Raw genomic sequence first — 25,217 nt, forward strand, 5'->3', positions numbered from 1 at the left:
TCCCTCTCCCCCTGTCGGTCGCCCGGGTGCTGCCTGGTGGTGCCACCACCAGGACAATCGCCGTCTCCCCACAACTATTCCGGGGGCCCGAGGCTCCTGTCCATGGCGATCGACACCACTCCGACTTCCACCCCGCCCCCCGTGGCCGAGCCGTCCGCTCCCCGGCTCTCGCCCCGCGACCGGCTCGTCCTGTTCGTGCTCTGCGCGGCCCAGTTCATGGTCGCGCTCGACTTCTCGGTCCTGAACGTCGCCCTGCCCGTGCTCGGCGCCGACCTGAGCATGAGCACCTCCGCCCTGCAGTGGGCGGTCACCGCGTTCGCGCTGCCGTCCGGCGGGTTCCTGCTGCTCTTCGGCCGCATGGGCGACCTCTACGGCCGCCGCCGGCTCTTCCTCGCCGGACTGGCGCTCTTCGGCGCCGCCTCCCTGCTGGCCACCCTCGCCTGGGACCCGGCCTCCTTCCTCGCCGGACGCGCCCTGCAGGGGATCGGCGCGGCGGCCATCGTCCCGACCGGTATGTCCCTGCTGACCACGACCTTCCCGGAGGGCCCCGCCCGCGACCGCGCCCTCGGCATCTCCGGCACCCTGCTCTCGCTCGGCTTCACCGTCGGCATGGTGGCCGGCGGCGTCCTGACCGACCTGCTGAGCTGGCGCTCCACCATGGGCCTGCTCGCCCTGTTCGCACTCGTCGTGCTGCCCCTCGCGCCCCGCCTGCTCCCCGAGTCGCGGACCCCGGAGCGGCCCCGCCTCGACGTCCCCGGCGCGGTCACCGTCACCGGCGGCCTGCTCTGCCTGATCTACGCCCTGACCACGGCCGCCGAGCACGGCTTCGGCCGTACCGACGTCCTGGTCACCCTCGTCGCGGGGCTGCTGCTCCTGGCCGCCTTCGCGGCCGTCGAGTCACGCACCCAGGCGCCGCTGGTCTCGCTGCCGATGCTGCGCCGCCGCACGGTGGCCTGGGGCAACCTGGGCGGTCTTGTCACCTTCTCGATGATGTCGACGGTCGTCTTCGTGCTCACCCTGTACCTCCAGGAGATCCTGCACCTGAGCGCCTTCGAGACCGGTCTGGTCTTCGGGGTGCAGGGCGTGCTGTCGGTGGTGGCCGGTGCGTACGCCCCGCGCGTGATCGGCCGCTTCGGCGCCCGCCGCACCCTGGTCGGCGCGCTCGCCGGGCAGGGCGCCCTCGGCCTGTCCCTGCTGGCGCTGGGGGAGGGCGGCTGGTCGGTGGTCCTCGCCACCGCCGCCGTCTCGCTGGCCAGCATGTGCCACCTGGGCGCGATCATCTCCTACGGCCTGACCGTCACCTCCGGCGTCCCCGACGAGGAGCAGGGCCTGGCGACCGGCCTGGTCACCTCCACCCAGCAGGTCGGCATGACCGTCGGCATCCCGCTGCTCGGCGTGCTCGCCACCACCTCGACCGACCTGCGGTCCGGCGTCCACACGGTGCTGGTGCTGGACGCGGTGATCGTGCTGGCGGCGGCCGTACTGGTCGCGGCGGGGCTGCGGACCGGCCGGGCGACGGGCTCAGGGACGGTCGAGACGGAGCCGGTCGGCGCGCGGTAGACCGGCGACCACCAGGTCGTACGAGTCCTCCACCAGCTCCCGGACGACACGGTCCGGGAGCCCGCCGCCGGGTCGGCCGTCGGGGCCGGAGCCCACCGTCACCGTGTTCCAGTGCCGCTTGTTCATGTGCCACCCGGGGACGATCAGCCCCGGGTGGTCGTCCCGCAGCCGGACCGCGTCGTCCGGGTCGCACTTGAGGTTGACCGTGAGCGGGCGGGCGTCCAGGGAGGTGAGCGCGAACATCTTGCCCAGCACCTTGAAGACCGAGATCTCCGGGCTGAAGGGGAAGTCCTCCACCGCGGCGTTGAAGGACAGGCAGAACTCGCGCAGCTCCCCGGGGGTCATTCCGGCACCGCCTCCTCGGCCGGCTTCGCCGCGGCGACCGGCTCCACCAGCACCGTCACGATCTTGTTCCGGCGGCCGGCCGCGGCCTCCGCCGTCAGCCGCAGCTCACGGCCGTCGGGCAGCTCCACGATCGACGAGGCCCCGGCGATCGGGACCCGGCCCAGCGCCTTGGCGAGCAGACCGCCCACCGTCTCCACGTCCTCGTCGTCGTACTCGTCCAGGCCGTACAGCTCGCCCAGGTCGCCGATGTCCAGGCGCGCGGTGACCCGGAAGCGCTCCCCGCCCAGCTCCTCGACCGGCGGCAGCTCCCGGTCGTACTCGTCGGTGATCTCGCCGACGATCTCCTCCAGGATGTCCTCGATGGTGACGATGCCGGCCGTGCCGCCGTACTCGTCGATGACGACGGCGACGTGGTTGCGTTCCTTCTGCATCTCGCGCAGCAGGTCGCCGGCGTTCTTGGTGTCGGGCACGAAGGACGCCGGGCGCATCGCGGTGGAGACCAGGTCGCTCTCCGCGTCCCGGCTGATGTGCGTCCTGCGGACCAGGTCCTTCAGGTACACGATGCCGACGACGTCGTCCTCGCTGTCACCGGTCACCGGTATCCGGGAGAAACCGGAGCGCAGGGCGAGGGTGAGCGCCTGCCGGATGGTCTTGTAGCGCTCGATGACGACGAGGTCGGTGCGCGGCACCATGACCTCCCGCACCAGCGTGTCGCCCAGCTCGAACACCGAGTGCACCATGCGGCGCTCCTCGGCCTCGATCAGCGACTCCTTCTCGGCGTAGTCCACCAGCGCCCGCAGCTCCGCCTCCGAGGCGAACGGGCCGCGGCGGAAGCCCTTGCCCGGGGTGAGCGCGTTGCCGATGAGGATGAGCAGCGACGGGATCGGGCCCATGATCCGGGCCAGCGGCAGCAGCACGTACGCGGCGACGGTCGCGGTGTTCAGCGGGTGCTGGCGCCCGATGGTGCGCGGGGACACCCCGACGGCGACATAGGAGAGCAGCACCATCACCGCGATGGCGACGAGCAGGGCCTCGGTGGTGTTGGGGAACTCCTGCAGACAGGCGTAGGTGACCAGCGCGGCGGCCGCCATCTCGCAGGCGACGCGGACCAGCAGCGCCACGTTGAGGTAGCGCGTCGGGTCGGCGGCGACCTGGGCGAGCTTCTCGCCGCCCCGGCGCCCGGACCGCACCGCCTCCTCGGCGCGGAAGCTGGAGACCCTCGCGAGCCCCGCCTCCGCGCAGGCCGCCAGCCAGGCGACCACCACCAGGGCGACGGCGCCGGCGACGAGCGGGAGGCTCATGAGACCGTCGGGGCCGGGGACGGGCCGGTCAGGCCCTGCTCCGCACGCCAGCCGTCCACGATCGCGGCCTGCAGACCGAACATCTCGGCCTTCTCGTCCGGCTCCTCGTGGTCGTACCCGAGCAGGTGCAGCACCCCGTGGACGGTCAGCAGCTGCAGCTCCTCGTCCATGGAGTGCTGCGTCGGCGCCTCGGCGCCCTGCTTGGCGGCGACCTCCGGGCAGAGCACGATGTCGCCGAGCAGCCCCTGCGGCGCCTCCTCCTCGTCCTTGGACGGCGGACGCAGCTCGTCCATCGGGAAGGACATCACGTCGGTGGGGCCGGGCAGGTCCATCCACTGGATGTGCAGCTGCTCCATGGCGCCGGCGTCCACGACGATCACCGAGAGCTCGGAGAGCGGGTGGATGCGCATCCGCGCGAGGGCGTAGCGGGCGATGTCGAGGATCGCCTGCTCGTCGACCTCGGTTCCGGACTCGTTGTTGACGTCGATCGACATGGTCGTGCTGGTCTACTTCCCCTTGGCCTTGGCACCGTGTCTCGGTGTCCGGCCGCCGTTGTGGCCGCCGTTCTCGGTGCCGTTCCTGCTGTCGTACTGCTCGTAGGCGTCGACGATACGGCCCACCAGCTTGTGCCGGACGACGTCGTGGGACGTGAGCCGGGAGAAGTGGACGTCCTCGACGCCCTCCAGGATGTCCTGCACCTGCCGCAGACCCGACTTCGTGCCGCCCGGCAGGTCGACCTGGGTCACGTCACCCGTGATGACGATCTTCGAGTCGAAACCGAGCCGGGTGAGGAACATCTTCATCTGCTCGGGGCTGGTGTTCTGCGCCTCGTCCAGGATGATGAACGCGTCGTTCAGCGTGCGGCCGCGCATGTAGGCCAGCGGCGCGACCTCGATCGTCCCGGCCGCCATCAGCCGCGGGATCGAGTCAGGGTCGAGCATGTCGTGCAGGGCGTCGTACAGCGGCCGCAGATACGGGTCGATCTTCTCGTACAGCGTGCCCGGCAGGAAGCCGAGCCGCTCGCCGGCCTCGACCGCCGGACGGGTCAGGATGATGCGGTTGACCTGCTTGGACTGCAGGGCCTGCACCGCCTTGGCCATCGCCAGGTAGGTCTTGCCGGTGCCCGCGGGGCCGATGCCGAAGACGATGGTGTGCTTGTCGATCGCGTCGACGTACCGCTTCTGGTTCAGCGTCTTGGGACGGATGGTGCGGCCGCGCGAGGACAGGATGTTCTGCGTGAGCACCTCGGCCGGGGTCTCCTGGCCGTCGCTCTCCCCGTTCTCGCTCGCCTTGAGCATGGCGATCGAGCGTTCCACTGCGTCCTCCGTCATCGGCTGCCCGGTGCGCAGCACCAGCATCATCTCGTCGAACACGCGCTGTACGAGGGCGACCTCATGGGTGTCGCCGACGGCGCTGATCTCATTGCCCCGGACGTGGATGTCGGCCGCCGGGAAGGCCTTCTCGATCACGCGCAGGAGGGAGTCTCCGGAGCCCAGTACGGTCACCATGGGGTGCTGGGCGGGGACGGTGATCTGCGCTCTCGCCTGCCCCTGCGCGGGGCTGTGGGCTGAGGGTGTCTGAGTCATGGGCCGGCGCTCTAGGCCTGCTCGTCCTCCTCTGCGGCGTCGCCGCGTGACGGGTGTGTCTGCTGACTCCAGCGTACGACTCCCCGCCGACAGCACCGAGTCGTTTATCCGACCGGTACCCGCCGCTGCCCGGCGAGCAGATCCCGGAACCAGCCGTACGACGCCTTGGGGGTGCGCCGCAGCGTCGCGAAGTCGACGTGGACCAGTCCGAAGCGGCGGGCGTACCCCTCGGCCCACTCGAAATTGTCCAGGAGCGACCACACGAAGTAACCGCGCACGTCCACCCCCGCCTCGATCGCCCGGTGCAGGGCGCGCACGTGCCCGTCGAGGTAGGCGATGCGGTCCCGGTCGTCGAGGCCCTCGTAGGAGCAGCCGTTCTCCGTGATCACGACCGGCGGCAGCCGGTCGCCGTAGCGGTCGCGGAAGCCGGTGAGCAGCTCCGTCAGCCCCTCCGGGACCACGGGCCAGCCGAAGTCCGTCAGCGGCCGCCCCTCGATCTCGCGCACCGAGAAGGGCAGTTCGGCCGGGAGCGTCACCCCGCCGAACTCGATCTCCGCGCCCTGCGGGGCACCGACCCGCGTCGGCGCGTAGTAGTTCACCCCGTACCAGTCCAGCGGCTCGGCGATGATCTCCAGGTCGGCCGCCACCTCCCCGGGGGAGCCGGGCATCAGCTCGCCGAGGCCCTCCGGGTACCGCCCGGTGAGGACCGGGTCGGCGAACATCCGGTTCAGCAGGAGGTCGTAGAAGTCCGCCGCCTCCCGGTCGGCCGGGTCGTCGGAGGCGGGCCAGGTCGGCCCGTGCGAGTTGGCGACGCCGACGTCGGTGGCGCCCGCGGCGCGCAGGGCCCGTACCGCCAGGCCGTGCGCCAGCAACTGGTGGTGGGCGGCCGGCAGCGCGTCGAACAGCAGCTTCCGGCCGGGGGCGTGGACGCCCAGGGCGTGGCCGAGCAGGGTGTGCTCGGCGGGCTCGTTGAGGGTGATCCACTTGCCGACCCGGTCGCCGAGGCGCCCCGCGACCAGGGACACGTACTGAGCGAACCGGGCGGCCGTGTCCCGCTCCAGCCAGTCCAGGCCGGCCGGCAGGTCCCAGTGGAAGAGCGTCGGCACCGGGCGCACGCCCGCCGCGCACAGCTCGTCCACCAGACGGTCGTAGAAGTCCAGGCCGCCGGGGGAGGCCACCCGGGGCCAGGAGACCGAGAAGCGGTACGCGTCCACGCCGAGGTCCGCGAGCAGGGCCACGTCCTCGCGGTAGCGGTGGTAGTGGTCGCAGGCCACCGCCGCCGTCGAGCCGTCCTTCACCCGGCCGGGTTCCGCCGTGAAGGCGTCCCACACGGACGGCCCCCGCAGCCCGGCCGCGCCCTCGATCTGGTGCGCGGACGTGGACACACCCCACAGGAAGCCGTCCGGGAACCGAGGCATCGGGTCAGTCGCCATGCGCGGATCATCCGCACCCCCGGTGAGGGAAGTCAACGCCCCTGCGCCCACCCGGCGTTACGCACCCTCCTTCAGCACCCGCGAGATCAGCGCGCGCTGCTCGTCGGTCAACCGGGGGTCGGCGGCGTACACCGTCCGGCCGTCCACGGTGAGCTGGTAGCTGAACCCGTCCGGCACCCCGACCGGCGGGGTGCTCCGGCCGTCGGCGACCGCCCGTTCGGCCAGGGCGTGCCACTCGTCGGCGTCGGGGCGTCCCGCGGTCTCGACCTCCGCGTGGCGTTCGATGCCCGCGAAGCCTCCTGTGCGCCTCACCTGAATCCGCATGGACCCGTGTCTAGTACGGAACTACAGCGTCCGCACCCCGACCTGCTCCCAGGCCTTGCGCACCGCCTCCAGCTCGTCCGCGTCGCCGTAGCGCTCCCGGGCGGCCTTCAGGGTCAGCGTCGCGAAGTCCGCGAACAGCGCGTCCTCGGCCAGCTCGCCGCCGGTCAGCACGTCGTACCAGATCTGCCCGGCCCGCTCCCAGGCGTGTCCGCCGAGCGCGGTGGCGAGCAGGTAGAAGGCGTGGTTGGGGATGCCGGAGTTGATGTGCACGCCGCCGTTGTCGCGGCCGGTGCGCACGAAGTCGTCCATCGTCGCGGGCTGCGGGTCCTTGCCCAGCACGTCGTCGTCGTAGGCCGTGCCCGGCGCCTTCATCGAGCGCAGCGCCTCGCCCGTGACGCGCGGGGCGAGCAGTCCGGCGCCGATCAGCCAGTCGGCCTCGGCGGCGGTCTGGCCCAGCGAGTACTGCTTGATCAGGGAGCCGAAGACGTCCGACACCGACTCGTTCAGGGCGCCGGGCTGGCCGTAGTAGGTCAGGTTGGCGGTGTGCTGGGTGACGCCGTGGGTCAGCTCGTGGCCGATCACGTCCAGGGCGATGGTGAAGTCCAGGAAGATCTCCCCGTCCCCGTCGCCGAAGACCATCTGCTCGCCGTTCCAGAACGCGTTGTTGTACTCGCGGTCGTAGTGCACGGTCGCGTCCAGCGGCAGGCCCTGACCGTCGATGGAGTTGCGCCGGTACACCTTGAGGTAGTGCTCGAAGGTGGCGCCCAGACCCGCGTAGGCGCGGTTGACGGTGGCGTCCTGGCCGGGCTCCTCGCCCTCGCCGCGCACCTCACGGCCCGGCAGGTCGGTGCCGTGCCGGGCGTCGTAGACGGTGCGCTGCGGCTTCTCCGGCTCGGCGCCCGCCCGCGGGGCCACGGCGGGGGCGCCGATGACCGTGGTCAGGCCGCGGCGGGTGCGCTCCAGGGCGTCGCGCTGGAGGGTGCGGCGGGCGGGCCCGGCCAGCACCGGGTCCGCGTTCCGGGCGAGCCGGTCGAGGACGTGGGGCGGCACGATGGTGCAGAAGACGGGCTGGAAGCCCCCGTATGTCGTCATGTCCGGCACTTTCGCACTGCGTGACCGGGCTGTCACCACCCGCAACCACGATTGGTGCACAGCGGTGCCAAGGTGCCCCCGCGGCCCGGCCGGGAGTGGTATACGGCACTTTTTGTCCCGCTTGTCCCGGCGATCCCGCATACTGATACGGACCCGCGTGACCCGCGTGACTCGGCTAAGGTGCTGGGCATCATGCGATTCGGGCTGCTTCTCCTTAGCTGCCGCGGCGAGGGCCTGTAGAGGCCGACTCCCTCCCCGCGGAGCTTGGTGGTGCCGTCGGCCGTCCTTCCGGACACGCGGACGACGCGGACACCGCCGAGATCCGCGGACATCACGAGGAGCCCACGCCATCATGGCCAACCGCCAGCAGCCCAGCCCCATGCCGACCGCCAAGTACCGAGGCTACGAGCAGGTCGACATCGCCGACCGCACCTGGCCCGACCGGCGGATCACCACCGCCCCCCGCTGGCTCTCCACCGACCTGCGCGACGGCAACCAGGCCCTGATCGACCCCATGTCGCCGGTCCGCAAGCGCGCCATGTTCGACCTGCTGGTCAAGATGGGCTACAAGGAGATCGAGGTCGGCTTCCCCGCCTCCGGCCAGACCGACTTCGACTTCGTACGGTCCATCATCGAGGAGCCGGGCGCCATCCCGGACGACGTCACCATCTCCGTACTGACCCAGGCCCGCGAGGACCTGATCGAGCGCACCGTGGAGTCCCTGAAGGGCGCCAAGCGGGCCACCGTCCACCTGTACAACGCGACCGCCCCGGTCTTCCGCCGGGTCGTCTTCCGCGGCTCGCGCGACGACATCAAGCAGATCGCGGTCGACGGCACCCGGCTGGTCATGGAGTACGCCGAGAAACTGCTGGGCCCGGAGACCGAGTTCGGCTACCAGTACTCGCCCGAGATCTTCACCGACACCGAGCTGGACTTCGCCCTGGAGGTCTGCGAGGCGGTGATGGACACCTACCAGCCCGGCCCCGGCCGCGAGATCATCCTCAACCTGCCCGCCACCGTGGAGCGTTCCACGCCGTCCACGCACGCCGACCGCTTCGAGTGGATGGGCCGCAACCTGTCCCGCCGCGAGCACGTCTGCCTGTCCGTCCACCCGCACAACGACCGCGGCACGGCGGTCGCGGCGGCCGAGCTGGCGCTGATGGCCGGCGCCGACCGCGTCGAGGGCTGCCTGTTCGGACAGGGCGAGCGCACCGGCAACGTCGACCTGGTCACCCTGGGCATGAACCTGTTCTCCCAGGGCGTCGACCCGCAGATCGACTTCTCCGACATCGACGAGATCCGTCGCACGTGGGAGTACTGCAACCAGATGGAGGTCCACCCGCGCCACCCGTACGTGGGCGACCTGGTCTACACGTCCTTCTCCGGCTCCCACCAGGACGCCATCAAGAAGGGCTTCGACGCCATGGAGGCCGACGCGAAGGCCAAGGGCGTCACCGTCGACGACATCGAGTGGGCCGTCCCCTACCTGCCGATCGACCCCAAGGACGTCGGCCGCTCCTACGAGGCGGTCATCCGCGTCAACTCGCAGTCCGGCAAGGGCGGCATCGCCTACGTCCTGAAGAACGACCACAGCCTGGACCTGCCGCGCCGGATGCAGATCGAGTTCTCGAAGATCATCCAGGCCAAGACCGACGCCGAGGGCGGCGAGATCACGCCGACCGCGATCTGGGACGTCTTCCAGGACGAGTACCTGCCCAACCCGGACAACCCCTGGGGCCGCATCCAGGTGGCCAACGGGCAGACCACCACCGACCGCGACGGCGTCGACACCCTCACCGTCGAGGCCACCGTCGACGGCACCGAGACCACCCTGGTCGGCACCGGCAACGGCCCGATCTCGGCGTTCTTCCACGCGCTGCAGGGCGTCGGCATCGACGTACGGCTGCTGGACTACCAGGAGCACACGATGAGCGAGGGCGCCTCCGCGCAGGCCGCCTCCTACATCGAGTGCGCCATCGGCGACAAGGTGCTGTGGGGCATCGGAATCGACGCGAACACCACGCGCGCCTCGCTGAAGGCCGTGGTCTCCGCCGTCAACCGCGCGGCTCGCTGACCAGCCGAATCAGCGGTTTGAGGTCCCGCCCGCCGGAAAACGGTGGGCGGGACCCCGTCATATACCGGCCATATATCCGTGATGGTCACGGAAAGGTCTCGTCCCGGGTACTGACTCCACGTCGGTGATGTGGCTAACATCACGCCAGCGCGACGATGCTGTCGCGCCGTTACGGAGGTGCGACGTGCTGCCTGGACGGGGACGAACCAGCCGAGCTGCCCGGCTGCCACGCATCCTGGGCACCCGCACCGCGTGGACGCCCGTCGGCGACGGTGAGTTCTTCTGCCCCGGCTGCGGTGGCGACCGCAACTACACGCGGCTCACCGGCCGCCGCCGCTTCACCCTGCTCGGCGTGCCCGTGCTGCCCCGCGGCGAGTCCGCGCCGACCGTCGAGTGCGCCGCCTGCCGCCGCCACTACGGCACCGACGTCCTCGACCACCCGACCACCACCCGCTTCTCCGCGATGCTCCGCGACGCCGTGCACACCGTCGCCCTCGCGGTCCTCACCGCGGGCGGCACCTGCTCCCGCACCTCGCTGGAGACCGCGACCGTCGCGGTGCGCGCGGCCGGCTTCGAGGACTGCACCGAGGACCAGCTGAACGCGCTCGTCCAGGCGCTGGAGGCGGACACCGGCCGGGTCCGCGGCGAGCCCTGCGTGCCGGGCCTGGCGATAGAACTGCACGAGGCGCTGGACCCGCTGGCCCCGCACCTCGCCGCCGTCGGCCGCGAGTCGATCCTGCTCCAGGGAGCCCGCATCGCCCTGGCCGACGGCCCCTACACGCCCGCCGAGCGCGACGCCCTGGCCACCGTCGGTGCGGCCCTGACCCTCGGCTCCGACGACGTGCGGCGCCTCCTGGAGTCGGCGGGCACGCCCTCCTAGGGCACGCCCCCTAAGGCAGGCCCTGGTCCGGGGCGAGGTCCAGCCGCATGATCTGGCGGTGCATGCCCGGTCCGAAGTAGTCCGGACGCAGCCCGCCGTCGGGCTCCTCGGGACGGAAACCCAGGGAGCGGTAGAGGAAGATGGCGGCGAGGTTGGCGGGTTCCACGGTGAGGCGGACCACCCGTATGCCGTCCCGGCGCAGCCGGCTCAGCACCTCCCGCATCAGCTCCCGGCCCAGCCCGTGGCGGCGCCGGTCCATGGTCACGCAGAGCCCGAGTATCCAGCTGTCCGCGCCGAGCGTGCGGGTGGCGGCCAGCACGTAGCCGCGCAGCCGGCCCGTGCCGTCGTCGAGGACCAGGAAGTGCTCCTCGTACATGTCGAAGAGCTGGCGCAGCAGGAACCCGGGATAGGCGACGTCCTGGAAGACCTCCTCGTCCAGCCGCCGCAGTTCCGGCAGGTCGGACTCCCGCGCCGTGCGCAGTTCCAGTGGCAGGTCGTCCGGTGGCAGACCGGGGCGGGTGAGCTGGTCGTGGTGGTCGAGGGAACGTTCCAGCGGTTCGGCGGTCATGCAACCCCCTGGTCAGACTGCGTCAACTCGTGGGCATCCGAGCCGCACACGGTCGAGTGAAGGACTCATGTGGCGGCCGGTGTCTGCTTCTGGCTAGAGTGAGCGTCCAACTTCCCTCATGCAAGGGCGAGTTCGGGTGTGCGACCATGCGCCCGACGTGCGCCGGGCGGATGAGGATGGCGTATATGGCGTGTTCCCTCGCTGTTCCGTAGTGGCCGCGTCACTTACCGTGAACGGTAGTGGGGGCTTGTCCAAAATCGAATGGAACGTGGCAGGGTGACTATGGATCGCAACGCCGACGCGCCGTGGTCGAAGTTCGATCCAGAGGTGTACGTCGACAACAACTACCGGACGCCACTCGAAGTGGACCTGCTGATCGTCCGATTGATGCGCGACTACTTCACCCGCTGCTTCGAGGGGGTCCCCCCGCGCTCCGCGCGCGGCATCGACGTCGGCGCCGGCGCCAACCTGTACCCGGCCCTGTCCATGCTCCCGTGGTGCGAGAAGCTGCTCCTGCTGGAATACGCCCACCCGAACGTGGAGTACCTGGAGAAGCAGATCTCCCCGGCCGGTTACGACATCGCCTGGGACCCCTTCTGGGACGTGCTGCGCGAGGCTCCCGCCTACGCCGCCGTCGAGCCCAGACCGCGGGTCGGCGAGATCGTCCGCGTGGAGCGGGGCAACCTCTTCGACCTGGAGGGCGGGGACCGGCGCTGGTCCCTGGGGACCATGTTCTTCGTCGCCGACTCCATGTCCGAGGCGCCCGAGGAGTTCCACCGCGGCGTGCGCTGCTTCATGAACGCGCTGGGCGAGGGAGCACCCTTCGCCGCCGCCTTCATGAAGGAGTCCGTCGGCTACCGCGTCGGCGCCCACGACTACCCGGCCTACCGGGTGAACGAGGAAACGGTCCGACTGAGCCTGGAGCCGTTCACCGGCGATCTGGAGATCCACGATCTGCACCACTCGGTGCGGCCGGGGCACGAGGGAATGCTCCTCGCCCTGGGACGGCGCAATTCCGCGATTGCCGCCCCGTAGGAACGGGGACATGCTCAACGGGGACCATCGCAACGGGGACGTGCCGAACACAGGGCAACGAGGTCTGTACGAGGGGTGCGGGGATGCAGATCAAGCCACGGCAGCACCTGCTGGACATCTGGCAGGCCATGGCCCGTCATTCGTTCGACGACGGGAAGCTCGTCCGGGGGGACACCGACGGACTGAGCAGCGTCGCGGACGCCGAACGCCTGCTGTGCCTGCTGTATCCGGCCACCGAGGTCCCGGCCTTCCGCCTGGACCAGCCGGACACCACCGAACGTGACGTCCTGCGCGCCCTCGAACGGGTCGGCAGCCGACTGGAGATCCCGCCCAACCTGATCGCCGCGCTGACCCAGTTCATGCGCACCCACACCGGCACGGACGACAGCCCCACCTTCTCCGGCGGCCACTACTTCCGCCCCTCCGAGCCCGGCGGCACGGTCAGCCACGAGCAGCGCCAGCTGGGCGTGGTCGACTCCTACTCCATGTCCGTCACGCTCTGCCTGGCCACCCTCGGCTTCCTCAAGGTCTACGAGGGCACCACCACCCGGCCCGAGGTCCTCAAGGCCATCGCCGAGCTGCGCGAGGCCACCAACGCCCGGCTGACCTCCGCGATGGTCAGCCTGCTGCGCTCCTTCTCGGTGAACGTCTTCGACGCCGAGTCGGAGCAGGGCAAGCGGCTGATCGAGGTCATCGGCCAGGGCGGCCAGTCCGACCGGATCGTCCTCCAGCAGTTCTCCCGCCGGTTACGCCCGCTGCGCGCCACCATCATCGAGAGCCTGTCCCGAGGCATCCAGGTCGACGAGGGCATCCGCGACGAGAGCCAGCTCTTCGAGTGCGGCTGGGCCTGGGGCATCGTCAAGGACGCCCCGAAGATCACCGACCTGACCGTCGACGTCCCCGGCCAGCCCGACGGCATCGCCGACCGGCTGCCCTACGTGTACTTCACCGTCGTCGCCCTCGACGGCATCCAGGACCTCTTCTCCGACCGCACCCTCACCCTCGGCCTGCTCGACGAGGACCAGCAGAAGCTCGCCGAGATGCTGCGCCTGCGCTGGGAGCTGAGCCAGCAGTACTGGTCCGCGATCGCCCGCTTCGGCGGCGAGCGCTGGCCCCTGGAGGACCTGCCCTGGCAGACCACCGGACTGCGCCTGGAGTCGGAGTACTTCTCCCTGACCGTCGCGGCCATCCTCGTCCACGACCTGGTCCGCCGGAAGGCGACCGACGACGACCTCACCCGCACCGTCGCCATCATGGAACGCCTCGCCGACCGGGGCCGGGTCACCAGCCGCATGACCAAGAACGACCCGACGCTGCTGCTGCACACCCCCGGCGTCACCATGCCGCTCGCCGGGTCCGAGCGGGCCGGCGGCCAACTCCTGTGGCGGATGACCGACTTCTCCGCCCAGCTCCTCAAGCGGATCATCCAGCTCGCCGAACTCTCCCGGAACATCGGCGCCCAGGACCGCCTGCTCCGCCTCGCCGAGCAGTCCTTCGAGCACCTGTGGAAGCGGCGCATCGACGAGGAGGAGGGCGCCGGCCTCTGGGACAACATCCAGGCCGTCTACCCCGAGGCCCAGGACGCCGGGCTGCGCATGTCCTGGAGCATCACCGAGCGCGTCACCGAATGCCTCGTCGCCGCCCGCATCCTGTACGAGCAGCAGCCCATCCGCAGCCCCGAACTGGCCGAGCTGGCCCGGGAACTGCTCAGCGAGGCCACCCATCTGTTCGGCCGGGAGCAGCTGGAGGCGCCCGCCGCCGCCGACGGAAGCAGAGCCAGGGCCATGCGGAGCATCGAGAGCCGCCTCGACCACGCCCGCAGCATGGTCGACGAACGGCCCGCGACCGCCTTCGCGCTGGCCCTGCCCGTCCTCCAGGAACTCGACACCCTGGCCCAGGCCAGGGGCGCCGCCGCCCAGGAGGTGTGAGCGTGCTGGTCTTCGCCGCCTCCGACAAGGGAGGCACCGGACGCTCGGTGACCAGCGCCAACCTGGCCTACCAGCGCGCACTCACCGGCGACCACGTGGCCTACGTCGACTTCGACTTCGGCTCGCCCACCGCCGCCGCCGTCTTCGACGTCCCCGGCGCCATGCGCGGCACCGAGGAACGCGGCCTGCACTCCTACCTGGAGGGCGAGACCGCCGAACCGGTCCGCATCGACGTCTGGCGGCAGACCGAGCACCCCCTGCTGCGCGCCCGGCCCAACCAGTCCGGCCGTCTGGTGCTCTTCCCCGGCGACGCGGGCGGCGGCGAGTTCGCCACCGGCGAGGAAGCCCTGGAGCGCTGCGTCGACCTGCTGCTCAAGCTCAACAACGAGTTCGACGTCACCTTCGTCGACCTCAGCGCCGGCCGCAGCTACGCCGTCGACATGGTCCTGGACGCCACCGCCCACCCCCGGATGCGCAACGTCCCCTTCCGCTGGCTGGTCTTCCACCGCTGGACCCGCCAGCACGTGATCGCCGCCTCCGGACTCGTCCACGCCGAGCACGGCATCATCGGCGGCGGCGTCGAACGCGGCCACGACGAGGACGAACTGCGCGCCGCGATCCGCTTCGTGCGGGCCGCCGTGCCCGACCCCGAATCGCCCCTGTGGTCCCAGGGCTCCACCGCCCAGGCCACCTGGATGCAGGCCTGCGACGAGGCGCTGCGCCGGCTCGCCGCCGAACAGCGCATCGGCGACAGCGTCGTCCTCGGCATCGTGCCGCTGGAACCGATCCTCCAGTGGCAGGAGCAGCTGATCACCGAGGAAGACGTCCTCTCCACCCAGATAGCCAACAAGGAGACCCTGGAAGCGCTGGAGGAGATCGCCCGGCGCCTGACGGACGACACCCACTGGGGGCGGCTGTGACGGAGCCCGTGTTCCGCGAGACCGCCGCCGAGCCGCGCACCCAGTCCGTGCCGCTGGCCCACCTCTCCGTGGAGCTGGGCCACCTCTACATGGAGGACTTCGAGGCCGGACCGGAACGGCTGCGCGCCCACTTCGCCGAAGTGCGGCCCTGGGTGGAGGCGGCCCGCACCGCCGCCACCGCCCGGGCCGGCGGCAAGCGGGCCCGGATCAGCACCTGCTTCCTCATCGACGACTACTTCACCCGCTTCTCCACCCCCGCCGAGGTCGTCCCGATGCTCCTCGCGGAGGCCGAGCGGGCCGGACTGACCGTCGACTACCTGGCCCGCGAGTCCGGCTGCGCCGTCACCGGCAAGGTGCCCGTCGCCGAGGCGGTGGCCGCCCGCATCGTCGAGTCCCCGCCGCCCGGCAGCTACGGGCTGCGCCCGCCCGCCGCGCAGACCGGCTGGCTCGCCAACGGCGAACGCAGCCCCGTCGCCCGCGCCCCGCAGGCCATGAAGCGGGCCGTGACCTGGCAGCCCCCGCACGAGACCGCCGCCCGCCGGCACTCCGTCTTCCTCGACGTCGAGCTGTGGAGCGACGACGCCGACGGACAGCGCCTGTGGTCCTGCCCCTTCCTCGCCGCCGTCTGGCAGCTGGCCCGCCTCGGACTCCTGCGCAACGAGGGCGAGGCCGTCCTCGCCCCCCAGCCGCACACCGCCGGCGGCTTCCCCGACAAGTGGGACGAGCTGCCCACCCTGCTGCAGCTCAACGAACACGCGGACCCCTTCGCCGCCTACCGCACCTGCTCCGTCCTGCCCACCCGCTTCCTGCCCGTCGAACACGCCGTCCGCGTGATCCTCGACCAGATCGAGGTCGACCCGGGAGCACTCGCGCAGGTCGCCGACCGCTCCGGGAAGGAACGCATGCCCGTCCCCGACTCGGTCGCCGACCGCATCTCCTACGTGTACTACGCGGGGCCCTGACATGGCGCCGCGGCAGAGCACCCCGCCCGCCGTCCTCGCCTGCGGCGAGATCCGCACCTGTCTGCTGCCCGCCCGGCAGGCCCTCGACATCCGTTCCGCCGCCCAGCTGCTCGGCCTGCGCGCCGACGAACGCGTCCTGCTCTCCGAGCGACCCGGCCTCTACGCGCGTTCCCCCGAGACCCTCACCGGCGTCGACTGCCCCCTGCCCAGCGCCAACGGCGCCCGGGTCCGCGCCGTCGGCACCGTCACCGCGCATGCCGCGCTCACCGAGGGCCGGGTGCTGCAGACCTCCGCGCACTGCCGCATGCCCGGCACCGGCCCCGACCAGCGGCGCCCCTGGGGCGAGTACCTGGTGCGGCCCGGGGTCGTCGAACCGCTCGGCAAGCTCCCGCGCGACGCGGTCGCACAGGGCGTCCTCGGCGGCCCCCGCCACGGCGACCTCGACGTCGGACTCATCGCCGACGGCCTGCTCACCCGGGTGCTGCGGCACCCCCTGCTCGACCAGCGCCCGCCGTTCCGCTCCCGCCCCACCCGGCTGCGCTGGGCGGCCCTGCCCGCCGCCCCGGGCGAGGGACCCGCGCTGGAACGGTTCACCCTCGCCGAGGACGAGCTGCGCACCGTACGCCTGCGCGTGCCCGAGGGCACCGCCGGCGCCGACATCGCCGCGCTCTGCGACGACCTCGCCCTGCACGACTGGCTGCTCACCACCGTCGTCCGCATGCTCGACGGGCTCCGCCTGGGCGCCGGAGCCGCCCACGACGCCGGTGCCGTGGTCCGCACGCTGCGCCCGGCCGTCGACCACCTGCTCCACCTGTGGATGCCCGGCGCCCGGGTCGGCCGCGAACTGGCCGCGCTCTGGGACCCGCTGGAGGAGCGGCCCGGCTTCACCCGGCAGTGGCAGGCCCTGGTGCAGCGCATCCGCGACCAGCTCACCCTGCACGCCATCCCCGCAGCCCACCGGGAGGTGGAACCGGCTCCCTGACCGAGCCCCGCCGTCCGGCGCGCGCAGCACCGCACGCCCGTCACCGCACGCACATCCCCGCACGATCCGACGCGTATCCCAACGGGGGGAGAGAGCGAGATGAGCACGGCACAGTCACCCCGACCCGACGACCCGCCCCGCACGACCAGCCCGATCGACCCGAGGGGCGAGTCCTCCTGGGCCCGCATGCTGCTGGTCGCCCTGGTCGTCGGCGGCCTCTTCTGGAGCGTCGCGGCCCTGCTGGATCCGGACGACGGCACCCTGCGGCAGTTCGTGGCCGCGGTGCTCTGCGCCGCCGCCGCACTGGCCGTCCAGTACGTCCTCGGCCTGGCACCCCGCCCCGGAGCGGAACGGCCGCAGGAGCACACCCGGCTGGCGGAGCACACCCGTCGGGTGGAGGAGGCCCTGGCCGAGAACACCGCCGCCGTGCGCGACGGCCTCAGCCGGTACGACACCGAGCTGAAGTCGGGCCTGACCCGGCACACCGAGGACGTCAAGCAGCTGGTCGAGACGCACGTCACCCAGGTCGACCACCGGTCCGCCGAGGCCGCCCGCCCGCTGGACCCGGTCCGCATCGACAGCGTGCCCGACCTGGCCAAGGGCTTCGCGGACGTCCTGCTGCCCAGCCCCTCAATCCTGCACACCTTCGTCCACCTGGAGATGTCCCGGGTGGTCGGGCACATGGCGGACCTCACCAACCTGAGCGCCGAGTGCCCCGGCGAGAACCACGACTGGATGCTCACCCTCACCCGCGCCGCCGAGCAGTCCATCCTCGCCACCAGCACCTCCGTGGACCGGGAGTTCTGGACCAGCGAGCCCGCCGGGCGCTACCTCGACGCCCAGCAGGCGGCCATCGACGAACAGGGCGTGGCGGTACGCCGCCTGTTCCTGCTGGAGAGCGCCCGCGAACTCGACGACCGGCTGCTGCGGCTGTGCGAGGAGCAGGAGCTGCGCCGCATCGACGTCCGCGTGGCGGTTCTGCCGGAGCTGCCCCCGCACCTCCAGCGCGGCACCACCAACGACTTCATCCTCTACGACGAGGAGGTGTCGTTCGAGATCGAGCAGGACCTGCGGGACGTCAACGTCCGCACCCGGCTCACCGCCCGCCAGGACTACGTGCGGGACCGGCTCAAGCGCTTCCGGGAACTCTGGGACGCGGGCATGGGCCTGCGCGAACTGGAGGTGCGCGTCGACGACGAGGAGGACGGCAACTGGATGGTCGACCGGGCCTGACGGCCGCCGTACTCCCCGGGGAGTAACGGCGGCTCCGCGTCTCCCCGGGCAGTAGCCGCGGGCTCGCCCTCAGGCCCGACGCGTTCGCGCCCCGCCGCCGGAAGTCTGGAGACCCACCCAGACATCCACCGGAGGGAGCCCGTCAGATGGGGGCCACAACGACAGGCGCGGGGCGGCGGCGGGCCGTGCCCTGGCTGGTGCTCGGACTGTGGATCGCCGTGCTGGCGATCGCCTCGCCGTTCGCGGCGAAGCTCAGTGACGTGCAGCGCGACCGGGCCGTCGACTACCTGCCGGCGAGCGCCGACTCGACGCAGGTCGCCAAGATCCAGGAGCGGCTGCCGGGCGGCGAGGCCACCGAGCTGGTCCTCGTCTACCACCGCGACGCCGGACTGACCGCCGCCGACCGGGCCACCGCCGCCGAGCAGGTCGCCGAGATCGCCGCCGCGCACGAACTCACCGGCCGCCCGCAGGGCATCCCGTCCGAGGACGGCACCACCCTCATGTACCCGGTCGCCTCCACCGAGCCCGGCACGGACGAGGAGGCCCGCGACGCCCTCGTCAACGACGTGCGGGACGTCGCCCGGGGCGGCGACGGGCTCGGCGTCGAGGTCGGCGGCTCCGGCGCGCTCGCCACCGACGCCTCCGAGGTCTACAACTCCCTCGACGGCCCGCTGCTCTACACCACCGCGGGCGTCGTCGCCCTCCTCCTGATCCTCATCTACCGCAGCCCGTTCCTGTGGCTGGTGCCGCTCGTCGTCGCCGGACTCGCCGACTACCTCTCCATGGGGGTCGCCTACGGCCTCAACCAGGCCTTCGGCACCTCCGTCTCCGGCCAGAGCAGCGGCATCATGACCATCCTCGTCTTCGGCGTCGGCACCGACTACGCGCTGCTGCTGGTCTCCCGCTACCGCGAGGAACTGCGCCGCATCGAGCGGCCGTACGACGCCATGCTCGCCGCCCTGCGCGGCTGCGGCCCCGCCGTGCTCGCCTCCTCCGGCACCGTCGCCGCCGGGCTGCTGTGCCTGCTCGCCGCCGACCTCAACTCCAGCCGCGGCATGGGCCCCCTCGGCACCGTCGGCGTGCTGTGCGCGCTGGCCGCCATGCTGACCCTGCTGCCCGCGCTGCTCGTCCTGCTCGGCCGCCGGGTCTTCTGGCCGCTGGTGCCCCGCTACGGCAGCACCCCCAAGGCCCGCCGCTCGCTGTTCACCGCGATGGGCGGCTCCGCGGAGCGCCGGCCCCGCACCGTCCTGGTGGGCGGCGCCGTCCTGCTCGGCGCGCTCGCGCTGGGCGCGTTCGCCCTGCCCGGCAACCTCAAGCAGGAGGACTCCTTCACCACCCGCCCCGACGCGATCGCCGCGATGGAGACCCTCGCCGACGCCTACCCGGAGTCGGGCACCCAGCCGATCAGTGTCATCAGCCCCACCGACCGCGCCGCGGCCGCGCTCAGCGAGATCCGCGACACCGACGGCGTCGAGAGCGCCGAGGCCGGCCGCAGCGGCGGCGGGTGGACGGAGCTGACCGTGCTGGCCTCCGCGCCGCCCCAGTCGGCCGCCGAGACCGCCACCATCGAGGCGCTGCGCGACAAGCTCGACGGCTCCTACGTCGGCGGCCCCAGCGCCGAGCAGATCGACCTGGAGGACACCAACGCCCGGGACACCGCCATCGTGGTACCGATCGTGCTGCTCTCGGTCCTGCTGATCCTCACGGTGCTGCTGCGCTCGCTGGTCGCGCCGCTGATCCTGGTCGCCGCCGTGGTCGCCGTGTGGGGCGCGGCCCTCGGCATCGGCGGCCTGGTCTTCGGCCCCCTCTTCGGCTTCGGGGGCACCGACCCGGGGCTGGGCCTGCTCTCCTTCGTCTTCCTGGTCGCGCTCGGCGTCGACTACGGCATCTTCCTGATGCACCGGATGCGCGAGGAGTCCCTGAAGGGCGCCGAACCCACCCAGGCCGCCCTGTCCGCGCTGCGCACCACCGGCGGTGTCATCGCCTCGGCCGGGCTGGTCCTGGCGGCCACCTTCGCCGTGCTCACCAGCATGCCGCTGGTGCAGCTGGTCGAGCTGGGGTTCGTCATCGCGGTCGGCGTCCTGCTCGACACCTTCCTCGTCCGCACCTACCTGGTCACCAGTGCCAGCGTCGCGCTGCGGCGCCGGGTGTGGTGGCCGGGGCGGCTGTCCCGGGCGCCCGGCCGCGCCGCGCCGGACGACGTACGGGAGCCCGTCGGTGTCTGAGGTGCCCGGCGACCGGAGCGCGCCCCTCCCCTCCCGGAGGGGCGCGTCCGTCGCGGAGGATGGACCCGTGCAGGCACCCACCGAGGCAACGCCCCGCCCCCGGATCGGCGAGCGGATCATGGCCGTCATCAACCGTGATCCCCTCACCGCGCCCCACGGCACCCGCAACGACGCCGTACTGGCCGCGGTGCTCCTCGGCGCCGCCGTCTGCCTGGCGCTGTTCACCGACGAGGACCGCCGCCCGGACGCGCTGGGCTGGACGCTGCTGGTCGCCGCGCACGTCCCGATCGTGTGGCGGCGGCGCCATCCGCTGCTGGTGCTCGCGGCGCTGTTCGCCCTGGTCGGGCCCTACCACGCGATGGACAACAACCACACCGCCGCGGGCCCCGCCTCCTACGTGGCGCTCTACACCCTGGCCGTCACCGGCCGCCCCCTGCGCACCGTCGTGACCGGCGTCGCGGTCCTCACCGCGTCCGTGAGCATCATGCTCACCGTCAACACCCACCAGGCCCTCGAACTGATCCGCATCTCCGGCTGGGTCATCGCCATTCTCTTCTGCGGCATCGACGTCCGCTACTACCGCCAGTACGTCGCCTCCATCGTCGAGCGCGCCGAGCGCGCCGAACGCACCCGCGAGGAGGAGGCCCGGCGGCGCGTCGCCGAGGAACGCCTGCGGGTCGCCCGGGACCTGCACGACCTGCTGGCGCACAGCATCACCCTCATCGGGGTGCAGACCTCGGTCGCCGCCCACGTCCTGACCGCCGACCCGGAGCGCCTGGACCGCGCGGCCGTCGCCAAGGCCCTCGACGACATCGCCGAGACCTGCCGCTCGGCGCGCGGCGAACTGCGCACCACCCTCGAAGTGCTCAGGGCGCAGGACGCCATCGGGGTACCCGACGCCCGCGGCCCGCTGCCCGGCCTGCACGGCCTGCCCGACCTGGCGCGCAGCGCCCGGCTCGCCGGTGCGGATGTGGACCTGTCGGTGGACGCCGACGACGTCCCGCCCGCGGTCGGCGCCGCCGTCTACCGCATCACGCAGGAGGCGCTGACCAACGTCGTACGGCACGCGGGGCCGAAGCCGTCGGTCCGTGTCGAGGTACGCGCCGGGCCGGGCGCCCTGCGCCTGTCCGTCACCGACGACGGCACCGGACCCGACCCGGCCGGTACCCCCGGCTTCGGCCTCGTCGGCATGCGGGAGCGGGCCCGCAGCGTGGGCGGCACACTCGACGCCGGACCGCGTAAGGACGCCGGCGGCTTCGAGGTGACGGCCGTACTGCCGACCCCCGCCACCACCCGTACGACCCCCCTGACCCCGGAGCGAACCGCATGACGATACGCGTGCTGCTGGCGGACGACCAGAACCTGGTCCGGGCGGCGTTCGCCCTGCTGGTGGCGTCGGCCCCCGACATGGAGGTGGTCGGCGAGGCCGGCACCGGCCGCGAGGCCGTGGAGCTGGCCCGCGCCCGACGCGCCGACCTGGTCGTCATGGACGTACGCATGCCGGACCTGGACGGCATCGAGGCGACCCGGCTGATCGCCGCCGACGAGGACCTGGCAGGTGTGAAGGTGCTGGTCCTCACCACCTACGACACCGACGAGAACATCGTCGAGGCGCTCCACGCGGGCGCCTCCGGATTCCTGGTCAAGGACACGAAGCCCGCCGAACTCCTGGACGCCATCCGCACGGTGACGGCGGGCGACGCCCTCCTGTCGCCGGGTCCGACGGCCCGCCTGATCGAGCGCTTCCTGCGCAGCCCGTCGGCCCTGCACCCGCCCGGATCGGGTCCCGACTGCCTTTCGGACCGGGAACGCCAGGTCCTCACCCTGGTGGCCCGGGGCCTCAACAACACCGAGATCGCCGACTCCCTGGGCCTGAGCCCGCTCACCGCGAAGACCCACGTCAGCCGCATCATGGGCAAGCTGGGGGCGCGGGACCGGGCCCAACTGGTCATCGTGGCCTACGAGTCGGGCCTGGTGACGCCGGGCCTCGGCACCGGCTGACCTTCGGCGCCGGGCGGCCTACCTAAGTCACGGCGGCGTAGACCGACGGCGGAGTGTCCCGGAGGCCCGGAATCGGCACAGTGGCGGCATGGAGAAGAAGCCGAGCAGAAGCACGGAAGACAGGGGCATCAGCCGGGCACGGTTCCTCGCGGGGGCGGCGGCCCTGGGGCTCGCCGGAGCGGCGCTCCCGGCGACCGGCGCGCAGGCGGCGGCGGACACCCGCACCGGGCGGCCGGGGCGGGGCCTGACCCGCCGGGGCGTCGTCTACACCGTCGGGGCGGGGGAGACACCGGGCACGGCCTGGGACCCGGCCCGGATGCGCGCCGACATCCGCGCCGTCCGCCGCGACCTGCACGCGGACACCGTGGACGTCACCGGTGACGGCGTCGAACGCCTCACCGCCACGGCCGCCGAGGCTGCCGAACGGGGCCTGCACGTCTGGCTCCAGCCGACCCTCGGGGACGCCCCGCAGCGCGAGATCCTGGAGCACCTCGCCGAGTGCGGCCGGTTCGCCGAGCGGCTGCGCAGGCACGGGGCCAGCGTGGAACTCAGCGTCGGCTGCGAGTTCTGGCTCTTCGTCCCCGGCATCGTCCCGGGGGAGACGGCCCAGGAACGCATCGAGAACCTCCAGACCGGCACCGCGGACCCGGAACAGGTGCAGCGCAGGCTGACCGCCTTCACCGCGAGGGCGGCGGCGGTCGGCCGCTCCGTCTTCGACGGCCGGCTCAGCTACGCCGCCGCCCAGGACGACGAGGTCGACTGGACCCTCTTCGACGTGGTCGGCATCGACTACTACTCGTATCACCAGGACCCGGCCGACTACGTCCGCGAGCTGCGCCGGTACCTGCGCTGGGGCAAGCCCCTGGCGATCACCGAGTTCGGCACCTGCACGTACGCAGGCGCGCCGCAGGCGGGCGGCATGGGCTGGTCCGTGGTCGACTACGACAAGGACCCACCGGAGATCAAGGGCGGCCTGGTCCGCAGCGAGCACACCCAGGCCGCCTACCTGACGGACCTGCTGGCGGTCTTCGAGTCGATGGGCCTGTACGCGGCGATGGCCTTCGAGTTCCTCACCGCCGACGCCCCGCACCTTGCGGACGACCCGCTGCACGACCTGGACATGGCGAGCTACGCCATCACCAAGCCGGTCAGGGACCGCCCCGGCGACCCCGCGTCCCCCTGGCACTGGGAGCCCAAGGAGGCCTTCCACGCCCTGTCCCGCCGCTACGCCCGGGCGGCCTGCTAGCCGCAGCGCACGTCGGAGGCCGGCCGCATTCCCGTGGCCAGGAAGCGGGAGACCGTGGCGTCCCCGCAGGCGTTGCCGTTGGCCAGGTAGGAGTCGTGGCCGGTGGAGTCCACGGTCACCATGACGGCACGCCGGCCGAACGCCTCGCGCAGCTTGCGTGCCCCGGTGAGCGGGGTGGCGACGTCCCGTTCGTTCTGCACGAGCAGCACGTTGGACGGCCCGCGACCGGTGATCCGCACCGGCGCCTCACGGGGCGGGTACGGCCAGGCGGCGCACAGCATCGCGTTGCGCGGCATGCCCGCGGTGAGCGGGTACTCGGCGCGGCTGACGGCGACGTCCTTCTCGTACGCGGCCTGGTCCTCGGGCCACGCCACGTCGTTGCACAGCACACCCGCGCCGACGGCGGCGACGTTCTGCAGCACCGCCTCGGGCGGCGCCTGGGGCGCGGGCGGCACGGTGCCCCGCTGGGCGGCCCGCATCAGCCTGGCGAGCGTCGGGAACTTGCCGGGGGAGTAGAGGCTGTCCAGCATCGTCTGGCGCAGCACGTTGCCGTTCAGCTCCGCCGGATTGGCACCGGGCCACGGGATCGGCTTCCGGTCCAGCCGGGCGGCGAGCCGCAGGAACAGCGGCCGTACGTCGGCGGCCCGCCGCGCCACCCGGTCGGGATTGCCGGGCCGGGCCGCCCAGGCGGCGAACTCGGGGAAGGTGTCCTCGACCCCCTGCTCGTGCCCCGCGAGCCAGGCACGCGCCACCCGGGCGGGATCGGGGTCGTCGTTGCTGTCCAGCACGATCCGGTCGGTGCGGTGCGGGAACAACTGCGCGTACACGGCCCCGACGTACGTCCCGTACGACACGCCCCACGCGGAGATCCGCCGCTCGCCCAGCGCGGCCCGGAGGCGGTCGATGTCGCGGGCCTCGTTGGCCGTGCTCAGGTGCTTGATCAGCTCCCCGCCGTTGCGTACGCAGGCGTCGGCCATGCGCCGGGCGGTGGCCATGTTCTGGTCCACCGAGCCGTCGGGGGCGGGCCAGGGGCGGAGTTTGGAGGTGGCGAGGTCGCCGTGCTCCAGCCCGCAGTCGACGGAGGTGGACGGGGCGAGCCCGCGCGGTGCGAATCCGATGAGGTCGTGACGGTCGCGGACCTCCTGGGGCAGCTTCTGCCCCTTGCCCGAGGGGTCGTTGAGGCTGGACCCGCCCGGCCCGCCGGGAATCAGGAGCAGGGCCCCGCGCCGGGAGCCCGGCTGCTCGGCGGGGATGCGGGAGACGGCCATCTCGATGCGGGGGCCGCCGGGATCGGCGTAGTCCATCGGCACGTCGAGGGTGGCGCACTCCTGCCGGGGGTCGAGCCCCGTGCCCTCGCAGGCGGACCAGGTGAGGGGCCCGGGCGTACTCCCGCCGGTCGCGGAGGCGGTCACCGGTGCGGTGACGCCGAGGAGGGCGGTGGACACGCCGACGATGGCGGCGTTGCGGATGCTTCTGCTGCGGCTTCGCTTGCGCTGCGTCATGCGAGGAGCCTCGCCGAAGC

General features: G+C 72.3%; 22 protein-coding genes. 13 read left to right on the top strand and 9 right to left on the bottom strand.

Annotation, left to right across the window (positions count from 1 at the left end; translation table 11 throughout):
- Nucleotides 1-102: 102 nt before the first annotated feature.
- A complete protein-coding gene (locus K7854_RS20955) occupies nucleotides 103-1,560 on the top strand; it encodes an MFS transporter (RefSeq protein ID WP_226028076.1) in 1,458 nt (485 codons plus the stop codon).
- Here K7854_RS20955 and K7854_RS20960 read toward each other — a convergent pair.
- From K7854_RS20960 to K7854_RS20990, 7 genes are all read right to left on the bottom strand, one after another.
- A complete protein-coding gene (locus tag K7854_RS20960) occupies nucleotides 1,522-1,905 on the bottom strand; it encodes an MmcQ/YjbR family DNA-binding protein (RefSeq protein WP_226028077.1) in 384 nt (127 codons plus the stop codon). The genes K7854_RS20955 and K7854_RS20960 overlap by 39 nt on opposite strands.
- On the bottom strand, nucleotides 1,902-3,206 hold the full coding sequence (locus K7854_RS20965; RefSeq protein WP_226028078.1) for a hemolysin family protein: 1,305 nt from the start codon (nucleotides 3,204-3,206) through the stop codon (nucleotides 1,902-1,904). Before K7854_RS20965 ends, K7854_RS20960 begins: the two co-directional genes overlap by 4 nt.
- On the bottom strand, nucleotides 3,203-3,700 hold the full coding sequence (gene ybeY / locus K7854_RS20970) for an rRNA maturation RNase YbeY (protein ID WP_226028079.1): 498 nt from the start codon (nucleotides 3,698-3,700) through the stop codon (nucleotides 3,203-3,205). The genes K7854_RS20965 and ybeY overlap by 4 nt, the downstream gene beginning before the upstream one ends.
- A 12-nt stretch (nucleotides 3,701-3,712) precedes the next feature.
- Complete coding sequence (locus K7854_RS20975) at nucleotides 3,713-4,792, bottom strand: PhoH family protein (protein WP_226028080.1); 1,080 nt, start codon at nucleotides 4,790-4,792, stop codon at nucleotides 3,713-3,715.
- Nucleotides 4,793-4,896: 104 nt separating this feature from the next.
- Entirely contained in the window at nucleotides 4,897-6,225 is a 1,329-nt protein-coding gene (locus K7854_RS20980; protein ID WP_226028081.1) for a GH1 family beta-glucosidase, read from the bottom strand.
- 57 nt (nucleotides 6,226-6,282) lie between these two features.
- On the bottom strand, nucleotides 6,283-6,549 hold the full coding sequence (locus K7854_RS20985) for a protealysin inhibitor emfourin (RefSeq protein WP_003976273.1): 267 nt from the start codon (nucleotides 6,547-6,549) through the stop codon (nucleotides 6,283-6,285).
- A gap of 21 nt (nucleotides 6,550-6,570) precedes the next feature.
- A complete protein-coding gene (locus tag K7854_RS20990; RefSeq protein WP_226028082.1) occupies nucleotides 6,571-7,641 on the bottom strand; it encodes a M4 family metallopeptidase in 1,071 nt (356 codons plus the stop codon).
- A gap of 352 nt (nucleotides 7,642-7,993) precedes the next feature.
- Between K7854_RS20990 and leuA the strand changes: the two genes are divergently transcribed.
- On the top strand, nucleotides 7,994-9,715 hold the full coding sequence (gene leuA, locus K7854_RS20995; RefSeq protein WP_226028083.1) for a 2-isopropylmalate synthase: 1,722 nt from the start codon (nucleotides 7,994-7,996) through the stop codon (nucleotides 9,713-9,715).
- A 184-nt stretch (nucleotides 9,716-9,899) separates the two neighbouring features.
- Nucleotides 9,900-10,595, top strand: coding sequence for a TerB family tellurite resistance protein (locus tag K7854_RS21000; protein ID WP_226028084.1), 696 nt, complete (start codon nucleotides 9,900-9,902; stop codon nucleotides 10,593-10,595).
- A 10-nt stretch (nucleotides 10,596-10,605) separates the two neighbouring features.
- Here the strand turns inward: K7854_RS21000 and K7854_RS21005 are convergent, their stop codons facing one another.
- Entirely contained in the window at nucleotides 10,606-11,163 is a 558-nt protein-coding gene (locus K7854_RS21005) for a GNAT family N-acetyltransferase (RefSeq protein WP_226028085.1), read from the bottom strand.
- 261 nt (nucleotides 11,164-11,424) lie between these two features.
- Between K7854_RS21005 and K7854_RS21010 the strand changes: the two genes are divergently transcribed.
- The 10 genes from K7854_RS21010 to K7854_RS21055 all read left to right on the top strand — a co-directional run bounded on the left by K7854_RS21010 (nucleotide 11,425) and on the right by K7854_RS21055 (nucleotide 23,695).
- On the top strand, nucleotides 11,425-12,198 hold the full coding sequence (locus K7854_RS21010; protein WP_264087522.1) for an SCO2525 family SAM-dependent methyltransferase: 774 nt from the start codon (nucleotides 11,425-11,427) through the stop codon (nucleotides 12,196-12,198).
- Between the two features lie 83 nt (nucleotides 12,199-12,281).
- Nucleotides 12,282-14,126: an SCO2524 family protein gene (locus K7854_RS21015; protein ID WP_226028086.1), complete on the top strand. Its 1,845-nt coding sequence runs from the start codon at nucleotides 12,282-12,284 to the stop codon at nucleotides 14,124-14,126.
- Between the two features lie 2 nt (nucleotides 14,127-14,128).
- Nucleotides 14,129-15,046, top strand: a complete 918-nt coding sequence (locus K7854_RS21020) for an SCO2523 family variant P-loop protein (RefSeq protein ID WP_226028110.1) — start codon at nucleotides 14,129-14,131, stop codon at nucleotides 15,044-15,046.
- On the top strand, nucleotides 15,043-16,008 hold the full coding sequence (locus tag K7854_RS21025) for an SCO2522 family protein (RefSeq protein ID WP_226028087.1): 966 nt from the start codon (nucleotides 15,043-15,045) through the stop codon (nucleotides 16,006-16,008). Before K7854_RS21020 ends, K7854_RS21025 begins: the two co-directional genes overlap by 4 nt.
- 1 nt (nucleotide 16,009) lies before the next feature.
- Entirely contained in the window at nucleotides 16,010-16,990 is a 981-nt protein-coding gene (locus tag K7854_RS21030) for an SCO2521 family protein (protein WP_226028088.1), read from the top strand.
- Between the two features lie 99 nt (nucleotides 16,991-17,089).
- On the top strand, nucleotides 17,090-18,223 hold the full coding sequence (locus tag K7854_RS21035) for a hypothetical protein (protein WP_226028089.1): 1,134 nt from the start codon (nucleotides 17,090-17,092) through the stop codon (nucleotides 18,221-18,223).
- Between the two features lie 146 nt (nucleotides 18,224-18,369).
- Nucleotides 18,370-20,448, top strand: coding sequence for an MMPL family transporter (locus K7854_RS21040; RefSeq protein WP_226028090.1), 2,079 nt, complete (start codon nucleotides 18,370-18,372; stop codon nucleotides 20,446-20,448).
- A gap of 118 nt (nucleotides 20,449-20,566) precedes the next feature.
- On the top strand, nucleotides 20,567-21,778 hold the full coding sequence (locus K7854_RS21045) for a sensor histidine kinase (protein ID WP_226028111.1): 1,212 nt from the start codon (nucleotides 20,567-20,569) through the stop codon (nucleotides 21,776-21,778).
- On the top strand, nucleotides 21,775-22,449 hold the full coding sequence (locus tag K7854_RS21050) for a response regulator transcription factor (RefSeq protein WP_226028091.1): 675 nt from the start codon (nucleotides 21,775-21,777) through the stop codon (nucleotides 22,447-22,449). Before K7854_RS21045 ends, K7854_RS21050 begins: the two co-directional genes overlap by 4 nt.
- A gap of 88 nt (nucleotides 22,450-22,537) precedes the next feature.
- Entirely contained in the window at nucleotides 22,538-23,695 is a 1,158-nt protein-coding gene (locus K7854_RS21055) for a glycoside hydrolase family 113 protein (protein WP_226028092.1), read from the top strand.
- On the opposite strand, the gene K7854_RS21060 is transcribed toward K7854_RS21055, so the two are convergent.
- Nucleotides 23,692-25,197, bottom strand: a complete 1,506-nt coding sequence (locus K7854_RS21060; protein WP_226028093.1) for an alpha/beta hydrolase — start codon at nucleotides 25,195-25,197, stop codon at nucleotides 23,692-23,694. The genes K7854_RS21055 and K7854_RS21060 overlap by 4 nt on opposite strands.
- Nucleotides 25,198-25,217 lie beyond the last annotated feature (20 nt).

Origin of the sequence: Streptomyces hyderabadensis, assembly GCF_020404845.1 — a bacterium.
GTDB classification, from domain to species: Bacteria; Actinomycetota; Actinomycetes; order Streptomycetales; family Streptomycetaceae; genus Streptomyces; species Streptomyces hyderabadensis.

Bases quoted from the DNA above. Each gene is read 5' to 3' on its own strand.
- K7854_RS20955 (WP_226028076.1), top strand. From the start codon at position 103: ATGGCGATCGACACCACTCCGACTTCCACCCCGCCCCCCGTGGCCGAG.
- K7854_RS20960 (WP_226028077.1), bottom strand. From the start codon at position 1,905: ATGACCCCCGGGGAGCTGCGCGAGTTCTGCCTGTCCTTCAACGCCGCG.
- K7854_RS20965 (WP_226028078.1), bottom strand. From the start codon at position 3,206: ATGAGCCTCCCGCTCGTCGCCGGCGCCGTCGCCCTGGTGGTGGTCGCC.
- ybeY (WP_226028079.1), bottom strand. From the start codon at position 3,700: ATGTCGATCGACGTCAACAACGAGTCCGGAACCGAGGTCGACGAGCAG.
- K7854_RS20975 (WP_226028080.1), bottom strand. From the start codon at position 4,792: ATGACTCAGACACCCTCAGCCCACAGCCCCGCGCAGGGGCAGGCGAGA.
- K7854_RS20980 (WP_226028081.1), bottom strand. From the start codon at position 6,225: ATGGCGACTGACCCGATGCCTCGGTTCCCGGACGGCTTCCTGTGGGGT.
- K7854_RS20985 (WP_003976273.1), bottom strand. From the start codon at position 6,549: ATGCGGATTCAGGTGAGGCGCACAGGAGGCTTCGCGGGCATCGAACGC.
- K7854_RS20990 (WP_226028082.1), bottom strand. From the start codon at position 7,641: ATGACGACATACGGGGGCTTCCAGCCCGTCTTCTGCACCATCGTGCCG.
- leuA (WP_226028083.1), top strand. From the start codon at position 7,994: ATGGCCAACCGCCAGCAGCCCAGCCCCATGCCGACCGCCAAGTACCGA.
- K7854_RS21005 (WP_226028085.1), bottom strand. From the start codon at position 11,163: ATGACCGCCGAACCGCTGGAACGTTCCCTCGACCACCACGACCAGCTC.
- K7854_RS21010 (WP_264087522.1), top strand. From the start codon at position 11,425: ATGGAACGTGGCAGGGTGACTATGGATCGCAACGCCGACGCGCCGTGG.
- K7854_RS21015 (WP_226028086.1), top strand. From the start codon at position 12,282: ATGCAGATCAAGCCACGGCAGCACCTGCTGGACATCTGGCAGGCCATG.
- K7854_RS21030 (WP_226028088.1), top strand. From the start codon at position 16,010: ATGGCGCCGCGGCAGAGCACCCCGCCCGCCGTCCTCGCCTGCGGCGAG.
- K7854_RS21035 (WP_226028089.1), top strand. From the start codon at position 17,090: ATGAGCACGGCACAGTCACCCCGACCCGACGACCCGCCCCGCACGACC.
- K7854_RS21040 (WP_226028090.1), top strand. From the start codon at position 18,370: ATGGGGGCCACAACGACAGGCGCGGGGCGGCGGCGGGCCGTGCCCTGG.
- K7854_RS21045 (WP_226028111.1), top strand. From the start codon at position 20,567: ATGGCCGTCATCAACCGTGATCCCCTCACCGCGCCCCACGGCACCCGC.
- K7854_RS21050 (WP_226028091.1), top strand. From the start codon at position 21,775: ATGACGATACGCGTGCTGCTGGCGGACGACCAGAACCTGGTCCGGGCG.
- K7854_RS21055 (WP_226028092.1), top strand. From the start codon at position 22,538: ATGGAGAAGAAGCCGAGCAGAAGCACGGAAGACAGGGGCATCAGCCGG.
- K7854_RS21060 (WP_226028093.1), bottom strand. From the start codon at position 25,197: ATGACGCAGCGCAAGCGAAGCCGCAGCAGAAGCATCCGCAACGCCGCC.